Genomic DNA, 15291 nt, shown 5'->3' with positions numbered 1-15291 from the left:
GATATGCTGGGATTTACGGCAGCGACTCGGTATACTTGCCATCATTTGAGCAAATAGGCAAAGCAATGGACGTATCAGAATTACTCGACGGCCTCAACGACAAACAGCGCGATGCAGTCGCCGCACCTCTGCAAAACATGTTAGTGCTCGCAGGTGCGGGGTCAGGTAAAACACGAGTACTCGTTCATCGTATAGCTTGGCTTATGCAAGTTGAGCACGCCTCTGCATTTAGTATTTTCGCGGTAACCTTTACCAATAAGGCAGCCAAAGAAATGCGTGCTCGTGTTGAAGCGACGCTCAATGGCCCTGTTGGTGGCATGTGGATAGGCACTTTCCACGGCCTTGCCCACCGCATGTTACGCGCCCATCACCGTGAAGCTAAATTACCAGAGTCATTTCAAATTCTAGATAGCGATGATCAGCAACGAATGATCCGCCGTTTGCTCAAAGCCATGAATATTGATGAGAAAAAGTGGCCACCTAAGCAGTTAAGCTGGTACATCAGCGCGCGTAAAGACGAAGGATTAAGACCCAAAGATATTCAAGCATACGATGTCAATGAACAGCTGATGTTAAATGTATATAGTGCTTACCAAGATGCCTGTGATAGAGCCGGCCTTGTTGATTTTGCCGAGATCCTATTGCGCTGCTACGAGCTATTACAGCAACAACCTACCTTGCTACGTCACTATCAACAACGCTTCCGCCATATGCTAGTGGACGAGTTCCAAGATACCAACAGCATTCAATATTTGTGGCTACGCCTGCTTGCAGGTAGTGACAACAATATCATGATCGTAGGGGATGACGACCAGAGTATTTACGGCTGGCGTGGTGCAAAAATTGAAAACATCAAACGTTTTCTGGACGACTTTAACGCCGAAACGATCCGACTTGAACAAAATTATCGTTCTACTGCAACCATTCTAAAAGCATCCAATGCGCTCATTGAAAACAACGCGGAGCGAATGGGTAAAAGTCTCTGGACTGACGGTAACCAAGGCGAGCCAATTTCAATTTACGCCGCTTTTAATGAACTTGATGAAGCACGCTTTGTGGTTGGCAAAATTAAATCTTGGTTACAGGCTGGCAATGCGCTCAGCGACAGCGCGGTACTCTACAGAAACAACGCACAGTCCCGAGTGTTAGAAGAAGCCTTACTTCAAGAAGGGCTAAAATACCGTATTTATGGCGGTATGCGTTTCTTCGAACGACAAGAGATTAAAGATGCCTTGTCTTACCTTCGTATAATCAGTAATCGTAATGACGACGCGGCATTTGAGCGTGTGATAAACACCCCAACCCGTGGTATTGGTGATAAAACGTTAAGTCATATTCGCGATTGTGCACGTCACGAATCACTCTCACTTTGGGATGCAGCCAAAGCCGTACTTGCGCAAAAGCATTTAGCGGGAAGAGCAGCTACGGCGGTGACAAAATTTATTGAATTAGTCGAGCAGCTAGACGATAAAATTGCCGAGCTTGAACTGGCACAACAAGCACAGACAGCCATTGAGCAGTCAGGTCTCATGGCAATGTATCAAGCCGAAAAAGGCGAAAAAGGCCGCGCTCGAGTGGAAAACTTGGAAGAATTGATCAGTGCTTGTGGTCAGTATGAGCTGCCTATCGATGAAGATTTTACTTCACCATTACAAGGCTTTTTAGCCTATACCTCTTTGGAGGCAGGCGAAGGCCAGGCAGACGAGCACGAAGATGCGGTACAAATGATGACGCTGCACTCGGCCAAAGGGCTCGAGTTCCCATTGGTCTTTATGGTTGGGGTGGAAGAAGGCATGTTCCCATCGCAACAAAGTAATGAAGAGTCAGGCCGCTTGGAAGAAGAGCGCCGCTTGTGCTACGTCGGTATGACACGTGCCATGGATAAGCTTTACATTAGCCACGCAGAAAGTCGCCGCTTGTATGGTCAAGAAAAACATCACAGCCCTTCAAGGTTCTTACGTGAAATTCCTGAAGACTGCATGGAAGAAATCCGGATCAAAACGCAAATTTCTCGTCCGGCTAACTCGGGTCGATTCAGCCCATCAATCAGTCACGCGACCTTTGAAGATAGCGGCTTTAATTTAGGCCAGCGCGTCCTCCATGCCAAATTTGGTGCAGGTACAGTGCTTAACTATGAAGGTGCAGGTGCTCAATCACGCATCCAGGTTAGCTTTGATGATGTTGGTAGTAAGTGGTTAGTAACCGCCTATGCAAGACTTCAAGCACTCTAGTCTTTCACAATTACGTTCTCAGCTTGCCGATGCCCGCCATCGGCAACTCTTGCTTATCACCGGCAGCCAAGCTTGGTGTTACGGGCAGTGTCAGCAGCTACTAGCAAACTCAAACGATCATCTTATCCTAAGTAGCAATAAGACATTAGAAAATGCCGTTTGGCCTGAGCATTTACACCAAATACTCGGACAAGAATTTAGCAACCTAGTCTACGATGGCTTTAGCGGTATTGTGCCTAACAAAATCGCAGCGGCAGCGGGCACGGTAAAAGCAGGCGGCTTACTGCTGTTGTTACTTCCCGAGTTAGATGAACTTGACCACTGGCTAGACCCTGCAATTACCCGCTGGTGTTCAGAGGGGCAAACGCCCAAACACAGCCACTTTTTAAAAAGGTGGCAGCAGCTCTGGCAGCAACGAACAGTTTGGCATATCAGTGAACACTTTGGAGCTCAATTACCCTCAGCGTATCTTGCTACAAGTTCAGTGGTTAGTGGTATTGAAGAGCAACAAATTGTACTTGCGCAACTCTCCGCAATATTGGAAAACCAGCAAACACCTGTATTACTGAGTGCAGATAGAGGTCGAGGGAAGAGCGCGTTATTAGGTCTCTTGGCATCAAAGCATCCTACACAACAATTTGTTATTTGTAGCCGCCATTTTCATGCGCTGCATAGTTGCTTTAGCATGTTTGCTCAAACACTCAATACCGAGGTTGATGTAAAAACGAAGAAGCTGGCTAATCTCAGCTATATGGCACCAGATGCGTTACTACAACAAGCCTCTACGCTTGATAGCAATACGATTATTTTGGTAGATGAGGCAGCTGCCCTGCCAGTTCCATTTTTAATACAAATCACTCAACTTGGTTTTCGCTGCATTTTTTCCAGCACCTTAGTTGGTTATGAGGGTAATGGTAGAGGCTACACGTTACGGTTTAAACGCTACTTAGAATCACATTACCCAAGTTATCTTGATTTCACCTTGTCGACTCCTATTCGTTATGCGTCAGATGATCCACTGGAGCAGCAGATCAGGGATTTATTTGTACTCGAGTGTAAAGCGACATCACCCATATTCACTTCATCAACCACAATGCGTGCTATTTCCCAGAGTGAATTGGTAGAAAATAGCCAGTTACTTGAGCAAGTATTTTCACTGCTCGTTTTAGCGCATTATCAAACCAGCGTCGATGATTTACGGCAATTATTAGATGCACCCGATCTGCGCTTACAAGGTGCGTTTTGCAATAACGAACTAGTAGGTATTTGCCTTGCTGTCATCGAAGGCGAACTCGCTTCAGATCTCGCAGAAGATATTCTAGTAGGAAAACGAAGACCCACAGGCCATCTCTTGGCGCAGCAGCTAACGACAAGCTTGGGTGATAGCCGTTTTGTCACCGAAAAAAGCGCAAGAGTTGTTAGAATAGCCGTGCACCCGGATGTACAACAGCAAGGAATTGGCAGTCAATTACTTGAATGTTTTGAAACCACATTACCAGAAGATATCAGTTACATAGGAACCAGTTTTGGCCTTACAGCGCCATTGCTTTCATTTTGGTCACAACGTCACTATCAGCCGATGAAACTGGGATTTAAGCAAGATAAGGCCAGTGGCGAGTATGCAGTTTTGATGTTCAAAAAAATCCGAGGCGACTTAGACAACGCCTATACTCGAGTATTCAAACAAGCTTTTTTCTATCAGTTGCGCTCGCACTATCAACAACTCGATACTGAGGTGGTGAGCGCGCTATTGGCGACCTTACCCTTTGAACATATAACTAATGAGCAGCTAGATTATTTGCGCTATTTACGTAAAAGCAACCCGGTTGAGCAACAAGTATGTCCTTTTTTATGGCAGTTGATCACAACCGATCCTCGATTGCTTAAAAACTTAACTAAAGTTTCCAAAGCATTAGTGATTCGTCTAATATTACAGCAACATTCGACCCACGTCGTAATTAATTTGCTTGGGTTATCTGGTAAAAAAGCCCTCACCACAACGCTAAGAGAGACAGTACGGCAAGTATATGAGTATTTTCGGTGTTAAATTTTTACTATTCACTTTTGCTTCTGCTGTACTGAGCTTTGCAGCTTCCGCTCAACCTGTGGTGAAAATTGGTATGTCCACCGCACTCTCAGGTCCTGCAAAAGAGATTGGTCAACAACTAAGGGCTGGTGCTGAGCTACATTTTAACTTTTATAACCAGCATAAAACGGATGGCGCAGCTAAGATTGAGTTGCAGGTGCTAGATGATGGCTATGAGCCACACAAAACTGTAACCAATGCTCGTAAGCTCGTTTATGAAAATAAGGTCGATGCATTATTTGGCGTTATGGGCACCCCAACCTCTTACGCTATAAAACCAATTTTAGAACACTCTAAAGTTCCCTTTCTTATGCCATATACTGGCGCTGAGTTTCTCCAAGATCCTATTACTTTTAATGTGTTTAACCTCCGCACTAGCTATAATAAAGAGGCTCAAGATATCATCCGCTACTTCGTCGATGAACAAAAACTCAAGCGAGTCGCTCTACTCATACAAGCCGATGAATTTGGTCTCACCGTAGAAAAAAGCCTTACCAAAGCGTTAGCTGAACGTGGATTCAAACCTGTTGTGATAACCCGTTTTAGACGAAATACTGATGATATTGAGCGAGCACTTGAGCAAGCACAGCGCCATAAAATTGAAGGCTTGGCTATGGTCGGCACCTACACGCCACTGTCTAAGTTTATCAATCGTGCCATGGAAGTTGGCCTAGAAACACAATACGCCACGGTTTCATTTGCCTCCTCCAATGAGCTATTCGCTAGACTCAGAGGCAAGCCCAAAGTATTAGTCACCGAAGTTGTGCCTGACCCAGCGATTTGTAAGGGTAAGCTTTGTGACACTTTTCGCGAAGCAGTCCGCAATAGCACGCTTTCCCAAAACGAACAGGTATTCGAAGGCTATCTCAATGCCTACTTGTTGACGACTGCTATCCAGCAATGTGATCTGCCTATTGACAGCAATTGCCTACTAAACGCATTACAACACGAGTTGGAGCATAACACCGTTATTAAAGAGGTATTTATGCTCCAGCCAGCGCAAAAGAAATTGCCAGTTTACCGTTCCTTTTTCCAATAATGTTCTATGCTTAGTTGATACTGACCATATGCGAGGCTGACATGGATTTAATTAACTTTCGCGTCGGGAAAAAAACAATATCACTGCAAATCCTCGATATTCTATTAACTGAACGCTACGAAGAAAATTTAACGGATTTACCCAATGACAACCCCAGCTTCTTGGGCGTCAAAGATTACATGGGCGTACCGACCCCTATTTTTGATTTAGGGATCATATTGAACAAACGCTCTTCCTATGAGACCAATCAAGAATTGGTCAGCATGCTACAGCAGCGAGAGCAAGATCATAAAGAATGGCTTGTCGCACTCGAAGCAAGCATTTTTAACGATGTCCCCTTCACTAAAGCCAAAGATCCAAAGCAATGTGCTTTTGGACAGTGGTATTACGGCTTCAAAACTGAAAATGACGATCTTAAAGCACTACTGAGTCGCTTCGAAGAACCACATGCAAAACTACATTCATTAGCGGATAAACTATTAGTGATGTGCGCACAGGGACATAAACAAGAAGCCATAGATACTCTCGCTCGTGAAAAGAGCACCACTTTTAATAAACTCATAAGATTGTTTGAATCAGCCCGTGATCAGATCATGCTTGACCATAAACCTATCATCGTCTTTACCACTCAAGATGGCCAAAGTCCGCATATCGGTTTGCTTGTCGATAAGGTAGAAGATAACGTTCACTGTGACGAAAGCGATATTAAATCACTACAGGAAATGACCAGTATTGGTTTTGAAATCGATGCGCAAACCAAAAAGTTGATGAAGGGTTTGGTCAAGATGGGAAAACGTCACAGCGTATTGATTGACCCTAGCGCCATTTTCCGCCCAGAACATTTACAAAATTATGAGCCAGAAGAAACAGAAGAGTACGGCTTGTTTTAGATTCAGCAAATGGAGCACAAAAAAACGCCGCAAAATTGCGGCGTTTTTTGTATTCTAAGTAGCCTGCTTCGAGATAACTTGTTATCCCAAGCTCAGGTTACTTAGCTTGGCGGCTAGCGCGTTTACGCTCGCTTTCAGTCAATAATTTCTTACGAATACGGATGCTTTCAGGCGTTACTTCTACTAGCTCGTCGTCATCGATGAACTCAAGCGCTTGCTCTAAAGACATAACAACAGGTGGCACAAGGTTTTGTGCTTCATCAGTACCAGATGCACGTACGTTTGTTAACTGCTTACCTTTAAGCGCGTTTACCGTTAGGTCGTTATCACGGCTGTGAATACCAATAACCATACCTTCGTACACTTCAACACCGTGACCAATAAATAGGCGACCACGCTCTTGTAGGTTGAATAGTGCGTTTGTTAGCGCTTTACCTGCTGCGTTAGCGATTAGTACACCATTTTTACGCTGACCGATGTTACCGCCTTTGTGTGGGCCGTAATGTGAGAACGTGTGGTACATCAAACCAGAGCCAGATGTTAACGTCATAAATTCAGTTTGGAATCCGATTAGACCACGCGCAGGCATCATGAAGTCCATGCGTACACGACCTTTGCCGTCAGGAGACATGTCAGTCATTTCCGCTTTACGCAGACCAAGCTGTTCCATGATAGAGCCTTGGTGTTCTTCTTGACAGTCAATAGTCACTGTTTCGTACGGTTCTTCCAGCTGACCATCAACATGGCGCAAGATTACTTCTGGACGAGATACTGCAATCTCGTAGCCTTCACGACGCATGTTCTCGATAAGAATACCTAAGTGAAGTTCACCACGACCAGATACACGGAAGCTATCTGGGTTATCTGTTTCTTCAACACGTAGTGCAACGTTGTGCACAAGCTCAGCTTCTAGACGCTCAAGAATGTTACGTGAGGTTACGTATTTACCTTCTTGGCCTGAGAATGGAGACGTGTTCACAGAGAAAGTCATTGTTACTGTCGGTTCATCAACAGACAATGGTGGTAGTGCTTCGACATTATTCTGACAACAGATAGTGTCAGAGATTTTCAGCTCACCAAGACCTGTAATTGCGATAATATCACCAGCCGTTGCTTGCTCAACTTCGTGACGGTCAAGACCTAAATAACCAAGTACCTGGCCAACTTTACCATTACGTGTCTTACCATCAGCACCGACAATAGTCACTTGTTGGTTAGGTTTAACTGAACCACGTTTGATACGACCAACACCGATAACACCAACATATGAGTTGTAATCAAGCTGAGAAATTTGCATCTGGAACGGACCTTCAGGATCCGCGTTAGGCGCTTCAACTTCGTCTACGATAGCTTGGAACATTGGTTCCATGTTGTCAGACGGTTCATCAAGATCAAGTGTTGCCCAACCGTTGATTGCTGATGCGTAGATCACTTTAAAGTCTAGCTGTTCGTCAGTTGCACCTAAATTATCAAATAGGTCGAAAACTTGGTCCATTACCCAATCAGGACGAGCGCCCGGCTTGTCAATTTTGTTGATTACAACAATTGGCTTAAGACCCTGAGCAAACGCCTTTTGCGTTACGAAACGCGTTTGTGGCATCGGACCTTCTTGCGCGTCAACTAGTAGTAATACTGAGTCAGCCATCGAAAGAACACGTTCTACTTCACCACCGAAGTCGGCGTGTCCTGGAGTATCTACGATATTGATACGGTAGTCGTTCCACTTGATTGCGGTATTTTTTGCAAGGATGGTGATACCACGCTCTCTTTCAAGATCGTTTGAGTCCATCACTCGCTCTTCATTACCACCGCGCTGCTGTAGTGTACCTGATTGCTCAAGTAGCTTGTCTACAAGCGTTGTTTTACCGTGGTCTACGTGCGCGATAATCGCGATATTTCTTAACTTTTCGATGCTCATATTATTACTCAGTGAAGTTGGCCCTCAGTGATCCTAGTCGATCTACGCAAAAATGCGCGTTGAGATTGCCCGATTGAGAATTAAAGGTCGCGTATTATCTACTATTAATGTGACAGATGAAAGTTTATCCAACATTTTTTTCAATAATCCTCATCAGAAACTCATAAATCAATGGCAGAGTATCGGATCACCACAGTCTAAGCGCAGTCACAGTCCATTTATGGTCTTTTATCGTCCGATAATGGACTAAATGATTGCAATAAAAATGTAAATTCTATATTTATCAAAAAGATAAATTCTGGCATACGCGTTGCTGACCTTGTTCTATTTGAGTGACATGTCTGTTACAGAATACAGACGGATATCGTGAGCGGATTTGGGGTAAAAATGGTAATACATTCTATTAAAATGGCCTGGCAAAGACTTCAATGCCACATTAGTTATGCGTTAACAATCACGCTCACTCTAGCAATGACGCTAGGCGCATTGGTATCAATGTATAATCTAAATTATCAACTTCTCGCAGCTCCGCTTCCCTATCCTGATTCTGAACGCCTAATGCTAATGCGTGGTGAATTAGTTGATGACCATAATGAGGTGAAACAGAGCAACTTTATTCCTCATGCGGGGAGTTTAGAGGCATATAACAAACAAACACAATTCTCTGATATCGAAATCATGGCCATTCAGAATATTAGTATTGATGTTGAACAAAGTTTACCGAGCAGTCCTACATTTAACATCGGTGCTATTACCCCTGAGTTTATGCCATTACTCAATGCGCCACTGGCATTGGGGCGCTACTTTAGTGCTGATGAAGGGGTCGGTAGTCAGCAACCCGTTGCAATCGTTTCATACCAAGTATGGAAGCGTTACTTCGGTGGTAACCCTGATATTTTAGATAAAACGCTCGTATTCAAAGGCGTTAGTTTTAAAATAGTAGGTGTTACTGATAAGCAATTTATTGAACCCGTATTATCAACACCCAACTGGTATACTGATGTATGGATTAGCTATGACTACAATGATTCACCAGCTCCGACATGGCAAAGGAATAATATCCAGACATATCAATTGCTAAAGTTACATGATGTGCAACATGCACGTCGCGCAAAGCTGTCTCTTGAAAACTGGCTCAACGAACAACTACAACAACAAACTGCTGGTGAACAAGCATTTGCCAACAGTAAAGTACATCTCAAATTTATCCCCGTTAAACATCGTATTATCGGTGAAGCATCGCAAGTGAGTATTATGATGTTGTTAGGGAGCCTTGTATTGCTGTTAATAGCATTGAGTAATATTTGTAGTTTAGTGCTATCACGTGCAGCAGAGCAACAAAAGAGCTTTGCTATTCAGGCCGCTTTGGGTGCAAAACCAAATCACCTATTTTTGCATATTGCAATAGAGCTAGGACTGCTGTTTATAACAGCCGCAGCATTGTCGCTGTTCATTGCCGAAGGGATCATCGAGCTGCTAAAGTCAGGAGTAGCTGGCCCATTAGCACGCCTACAAGAACTCAATCTAGAGATGCATACTATTGCATTTGCCTTCTTAGTCAGTATTACGGTGTGTTTACTCCTTTCTTGGATAGTAAGCCGGCAACTTAACTACCGCCATATTGTTCAGCAACTGCAAAGTAGTGGTAAAGGAACCAGCGTTCAAATCTCCGCAACGACTCGCACTTTACTAATCTCGTTTCAGTTATTTATCTGTCTTTCACTCCTCACTATTTGCATTGGGATATTCCAAACAAGCTGGCAAAACTTACAACGTGATACAGGGATTAGGGAACAAAATACCTATCAAGTCGCGCTTAACTTAGGCACTCTATTAGAACAAATGAGTCGGGAAGAGCGTCAACAATTACTCCTATCTGCCGTTGACTCATTGGCGAAGCTACCCCACGTCGCAACAGCTGGTATTGGGGGTTACCCGCCAATTTCCTACTGGTTGCCTGGCTTTTCTGACCGCCAGATGCAACTTGAACCGGGAATAGAAAAGAATGCTTTTGAGTATCAACGCACGACTGGTACGTCAACTTACTTCGACACCTTTGGTGCTAAACTTACCAGTGGGAGATCCTTTACCATGAAAGAAGCCATTAATAGTGATCCTGTCGTTATTGTAAATCAAACACTCGCTAAACGACTGAAAGAACAGGGACAAGTACTAGGTGCAAAATTATACCCACGTAATAGTCATGAGAGTTTAGAAGTGGTGGGTGTCGTTGATGATATCTATCTTCCTAAACAGCTGCACATCGCGAGAGTTTTTACACCAGCAATACCGACAGGTTACCCTTTCATTTTAATTCAAACCAAGCCTCACTCTACAATTAGCAGAGCGGAAATCAATCAAGTATTAACACGTATTCACCCTCAGATGCGCGTTTACAACTTCCAATCTACAACTGAGCTTCTAGCGGCACATTTACAGCAAGAACGTGTAATCAGTATCTTCACCTTAACACTTTCTGTGATTGCACTTGCACTCGCTGCGCTTGGTATCTATGGTGTATGTAAATACAATATGGCATTACGACGCTTTGAGCTAGGTGTCAGAATGTCATTAGGCGCAACACCGATTGCCATATTTTCACTCGTGTTAAAGGATAATTTACGACCTATTCTAGCTGCCGTATGCACCTCAATCTTGGTATTATTGAGTATTTCGATGCTTCAGGATACGCTTGTACCTGTTACAATAAATAGCGCTATCCATTGGTTAGTTTCTTTCACTTTAGTCGTTATTCTAGTCGTTGGTGTTGCGCTACTATCCTTAAAAAGTATTATTACCCGCCCAGCATTACACTCGCTTCGCGGAGAGTAATGCGGCTGTTGATGGTATGATAATAATAAATCAAGGAAGCTTGCTGTGAGCGTTAAACCACTAATATTGCTAGTAGAAGATAATAGAGAAGTTAGGTTGGCCGCACGATTTGTATTAGAAGATTTAGGCTTAGCTGTCGAGGAAGTTGAAAATCCAGTACAAGCACTGACTTTTCTAGCACAGAATAAGCCTAAGTTAATCTTGCTCGATATGAACTTTGAACTAGATTCAACATCGGGGCAGGAGGGTTTAAAGTTTTTAAGACAGCAGCAGCAGCTTGGCAATACGACACCTATTGTAGCAATGACAGCCTGGTCACATACAGAGCTTGTTGTGCAAGCTATGCAATTAGGCGCTGCTGATTTCTTAGAAAAGCCATGGAAAAATCAACGTTTCGAACAAGTAATCCGGTATCAGCTACAGCTCAGTGATTTAACTAATAAAAATCAAGGGCTTCAGCACGCGCTAGCTGGAGATGCTAAACCCGTACTTTGGCGTAGTAAAACAATGAAGCAGCTCATGGAGCAGCTTGAAGTGATGGCCCCTACTGATGCTAATATTCTACTGACTGGGGAAAATGGTGTAGGTAAGAGCCTTATAGCCCAGTGGATCCATCAGCACTCACACCGTTCAACGCATCCGTTTATTTCTGTCAATATGGCGACAATCCCAGAGCAACTCTTTGAGAGCGAGCTTTTTGGACATACAAAAGGTGCATTTACGGATGCTAGATCAGACCGTGCAGGACGATTTAAACTCGCGAATCTTGGTACTTTGTTTTTAGATGAGATTGGTACCCTGCCTCTAGCGCAACAAAGCAAGTTACTTCGGGTATTAGAATCCAGAGAATATGAACCTGTTGGCTCAAGCACTACTGAAGTGGCTAATGTAAGGCTAATTAGTGCCACCAATGCAAAGCTTGAACAGCTAATATCACAAGCTGAGTTTCGCCAAGATCTCTTCTATAGAATCAATACTTTTACCATAGAAATTCCTCCATTGAGAACGCGGCCTGAGGATATTGAATTATTGGCAGAGCATTTTATAAAAACCCACGGTAACCGATACGGGAAAAATGAATGTAGCCTCACTCCCGCAGCACTCAATCAATTAAAACTTTATGACTGGCCAGGAAATACTAGAGAGCTGGGGCACTTACTAGAGCGAGCAGTTCTATTAGCTCAAACAGATGAAATAGGGCCGGAGCAATTACATATGAGCACACCATCGCAGCTTACACAAAATCATTCAGAAGCATTACCTCTGATCACATTAGAACAAGCGGAACAACAATTAATCACACAGGCTTTGAATAATACGGCAGGAAATAAACAACAAGCGGCTGAATTACTGGGTATTACTAAACAAGCACTCTACCGACGCCTTGAGAAATATGAGCTTAACTAAAGAACCGTTAGCTCGGTATTTTGTAGTAAAGTTTTTACTGCTGGTAGTACTTGAAATTGTAGGCATTTGCGTTTTGAGTTGGCACTTAGACGTGCACATTTCGGCATCCATAACTTTATATTCACTACTAATAATTGTCATTTTTATTCTGTGTCAAGGCTTGCTGGTAAGACAGCTCTACAATCGTTGTAAATTGTCTTTTGAACGCTGCGGTTATCAAGTCGAAGCATGGTTAAAACGTGATTTTAGCCTAAGAGCTAAGCCCACATTTTCTTCGGGTGTTGTCGCGCAATTGCACAACCAACTGAATGCGCTCTCTGACATGTTGCAAAGTGAAAAAACGGATGAAGATGTCCAATCGTTTTTGGTCGCTGAGCTTATCAGTGTGTTGAATACCCCCATACTGATCTTTGATCAACGCATGCAACTTTGTTTTGGCAATGAAGAGTGCTACCAATTATTCCAAAAACCATGGCAAACTTTACGCTATAGTCGCCCTGAATCGCTTGGGCTAAGTAATACGCCACAGTGGCACTTTGTTGACCTTGGACTCAACAAGCGCTGGCAAGTTAGACACAGTACATTTACAAACCAAGAACACACTTATCATCTCGTTATTTGTATAGATATACAACATGCATTGCGAAATCAAGAGCTACAGGCTTGGCAACGCTTGATTCGTGTCATTAGCCATGAAATACGTAACTCACTTACACCAGTAACTGCCTTATTAGAAAGGTTGCAAACACGCATCAACGATCCTAGAGATAGCCAAGCTTTCGATATTGTCTTAGAGCGCTGTTTTCACTTACAGGACTTTATTCAAAAGTACACACAATTAAACCAACCAATAACAGTGACGATCCAGCGCCTATCGGGCACTGATCTCATAAAAATGGTACAAGGTATGTTTCCGGACCAACAGTGGCAAGTAGAGCTTTCTCCCGTTTACTTTCACGTTGATCCAACCCTGTTTAAACAAGTGATTATTAATATTGTTAAAAATGCCATAGAAGCTAGCCCGAGAGACTCAAAAATAACACTTCGGTTGTATACCACCAACAATACCGCTGTTTTTGAAGTTTTAGATGAAGGAAGCGGTGTAGCTAATAGCGATAACCTTTTTGTTCCATTTTATTCTACAAAACAAAAGGGCGAAGGTATCGGGCTCTATATCAGTCGTTACTTCGTTGAGCATATGTCCGGATCCATAAGCTTAACCAACCGCTCTGATAGGCCTGGAGCTCTTTGCCAAGTGCTCATTCCAGTACCCCTTAGTTAATCTAAACATCGGAAAATTAGGGTCTGTTGGCCTTTCAAGGTTAAATTTGCAGCAGCCTGTGTGGTATTTAGGCAAGACTGAGCCTATGTAGTGTGGTTGTTACCCATAAATAAGCGATAACGCAGTATGGAAGTCAAGGCAGAAAAACAGTTATGCCATGCCTCATTTCATAATAAATAGCGCCATTCTTGTTCCACAAATTGCTGGTCCGATTTACTCATCCACATAGTCCAGAACCGGACTTTACTTATCCAAATAAAAATAAAACAACAAACAAAACAACAAGATATAAATGGCACACTGTTTGCTTACATCAAGTTATCAATCCGATAAAAAAGGCAACTAAAGGTGGATGTAATAAAAAAGAAACAAGCTAAGCCATTACGTAAACTGTTTATACTCATAAGCATTCCTGTGGTACTTGTATCTATTTGGTTCATGATGGGGAAACTTTCAGATCAGACCAGTACTAAGCTTGAAAGGCATTCAATTATCATTGGCAATGTACAGCGCGGTAACCTTGACGTTGAAGTGACAGGCTATGGTGTACTTCGCTCAAATAAGCAAAAACTAATTACCGCACAAGACCCCGCAACAGTAAATGAAATATTAGTGCGCCCCGGCGGTGAAGTACTACCTGACACCATTATTTTAAAGATGCAGGATCCAGACCTGACGCAGCAGCTAGCCAGCGCAGAAATGGAATTAAACAGACAAAAAGCCAACTTCCGCCGACAAAAACTCGCAAACCAACGAGAGCTTCTCATGGAAGCTGCGACGTTAGCGGAATTAAAAAGTGAGCATCAGTCTCTAGCTATGCGCCGCGAAGCACAGCAGGAGCTCAGAGATCAGGGAGTTGTACCTGCAATTGAGGTAAAAACCGCAGAACTTGAAGAAAGGCAGCTTGCTGAACGTGTAAAGTTACAACATCAGCGTATAGAGCAGTTAAAGTTACTGCATAAAGAAGACTTAACTATTTCACAGGAATTAATAAATCAAGCTAATTCCATTCTCGCACGACTTATAGAAAGAGAAGCTAAGCTCACCGTTCGCGCTGGAACTGAAGGTGTTTTACAACGATTGGCTGTAGAACTAGGACAAAGTGTTGTGGCTGGCCAAGAGCTAGCGCAAGTAGGTAGTAGCGCAGATCTTCAAGCACTTGTTCGTGTTTCACAATCTAAAGCCGAGCAAATACGAGTGGGTCAACCTGCGGTTGTAAACACTAGACGTGAGAAAGTGCAAGCAACTGTTACTAGGATCAGCCCTCAAGTACAGGAAGGGACAATCGAAGTCGAGCTCACCTTCAACGATGCCGTACCAGAATCTGCAAGACCAGAACTCAACGTGGACGCAACAATCATGACACATTCATTACAGGACGTGTTATACGTCGAGCGCCCTAGTAATACTCATCCCCACACCCAACAATCTATTTTCGTTTTAGATAGTGCAGGAGAGTATGCCAACTCAACATCTGTTTCATTCGGTATTGACGCTGGCAACTATATTCAAATAGAGGAAGGTATTGGCTTAGACCAACAAGTTATTCTCTCCGATACTACCTCTTTCAAAACAGCGCAGAAAATAAGAATAATTCAGTAATTTA

At 43.3% G+C, this 15291-nt stretch carries 9 protein-coding genes; 8 read left to right on the top strand and 1 reads right to left on the bottom strand.

Annotation, left to right across the window (positions count from 1 at the left end):
* The first annotated feature begins 65 nt into the window (after positions 1–65).
* From uvrD to GSF13_RS06015, 4 genes are read left to right on the top strand one after another with little or no spacing between them, the layout of a single operon-like run.
* On the top strand, positions 66–2231 hold the full coding sequence (gene uvrD / locus GSF13_RS06030) for a DNA helicase II (protein WP_010607891.1): 2166 nt from the start codon (positions 66–68) through the stop codon (positions 2229–2231).
* Positions 2209–4278, top strand: a complete 2070-nt coding sequence (locus GSF13_RS06025) for a GNAT family N-acetyltransferase (RefSeq protein ID WP_211867510.1) — start codon at positions 2209–2211, stop codon at positions 4276–4278. The genes uvrD and GSF13_RS06025 overlap by 23 nt, the downstream gene beginning before the upstream one ends.
* Positions 4259–5356, top strand: coding sequence for an ABC transporter substrate-binding protein (locus GSF13_RS06020; RefSeq protein ID WP_010607889.1), 1098 nt, complete (start codon positions 4259–4261; stop codon positions 5354–5356). Before GSF13_RS06025 ends, GSF13_RS06020 begins: the two co-directional genes overlap by 20 nt.
* Positions 5357–5397: 41 nt before the next feature.
* A complete protein-coding gene (locus GSF13_RS06015; RefSeq protein ID WP_010607888.1) occupies positions 5398–6246 on the top strand; it encodes a CZB domain-containing protein in 849 nt (282 codons plus the stop codon).
* Between the two features lie 97 nt (positions 6247–6343).
* On the opposite strand, the gene typA is transcribed toward GSF13_RS06015, so the two are convergent.
* A complete protein-coding gene (gene typA / locus GSF13_RS06010) occupies positions 6344–8164 on the bottom strand; it encodes a translational GTPase TypA (protein WP_095728606.1) in 1821 nt (606 codons plus the stop codon).
* Between the two features lie 387 nt (positions 8165–8551).
* Here typA and GSF13_RS06005 point away from each other — a divergent pair, with 387 nt between their 5' ends.
* The 4 genes from GSF13_RS06005 (at position 8552) to GSF13_RS05990 (ending at position 15287) form a co-directional block, all read left to right on the top strand.
* Positions 8552–10996 carry an ABC transporter permease gene (locus tag GSF13_RS06005; protein WP_227387609.1) on the top strand — a complete coding sequence of 815 codons (2445 nt, stop codon included), beginning with the start codon at positions 8552–8554 and terminating at the stop codon, positions 10994–10996.
* A gap of 45 nt (positions 10997–11041) precedes the next feature.
* Positions 11042–12403, top strand: coding sequence for a sigma-54 dependent transcriptional regulator (locus GSF13_RS06000; protein ID WP_211867508.1), 1362 nt, complete (start codon positions 11042–11044; stop codon positions 12401–12403).
* The gene (locus GSF13_RS05995; RefSeq protein ID WP_010607885.1) at positions 12390–13685 is read left to right on the top strand and encodes an ATP-binding protein; all 1296 of its coding nucleotides are present in this window, start codon (positions 12390–12392) and stop codon (positions 13683–13685) included. The genes GSF13_RS06000 and GSF13_RS05995 overlap by 14 nt, the downstream gene beginning before the upstream one ends.
* A gap of 348 nt (positions 13686–14033) precedes the next feature.
* On the top strand, positions 14034–15287 hold the full coding sequence (locus GSF13_RS05990) for an HlyD family efflux transporter periplasmic adaptor subunit (RefSeq protein ID WP_010607884.1): 1254 nt from the start codon (positions 14034–14036) through the stop codon (positions 15285–15287).
* Positions 15288–15291: the final 4 nt, after the last annotated feature.

The organism is Pseudoalteromonas sp. M8, assembly GCF_018141365.1.
Taxonomy (GTDB): Bacteria; Pseudomonadota; Gammaproteobacteria; order Enterobacterales; family Alteromonadaceae; genus Pseudoalteromonas.
This window is presented reverse-complemented; position numbering and strand designations above follow the sequence as displayed.

Coding starts and splice junctions, on each gene's coding strand:
- typA (WP_095728606.1), bottom strand. CDS start 8,164: ATGAGCATCGAAAAGTTAAGAAATATCGCGATTATCGCGCACGTAGAC.
- GSF13_RS06020 (WP_010607889.1), top strand. CDS start 4,259: ATGAGTATTTTCGGTGTTAAATTTTTACTATTCACTTTTGCTTCTGCT.
- GSF13_RS05995 (WP_010607885.1), top strand. CDS start 12,390: ATGAGCTTAACTAAAGAACCGTTAGCTCGGTATTTTGTAGTAAAGTTT.
- uvrD (WP_010607891.1), top strand. CDS start 66: ATGGACGTATCAGAATTACTCGACGGCCTCAACGACAAACAGCGCGAT.
- GSF13_RS06025 (WP_211867510.1), top strand. CDS start 2,209: ATGCAAGACTTCAAGCACTCTAGTCTTTCACAATTACGTTCTCAGCTT.
- GSF13_RS06015 (WP_010607888.1), top strand. CDS start 5,398: ATGGATTTAATTAACTTTCGCGTCGGGAAAAAAACAATATCACTGCAA.
- GSF13_RS06005 (WP_227387609.1), top strand. CDS start 8,552: ATGGTAATACATTCTATTAAAATGGCCTGGCAAAGACTTCAATGCCAC.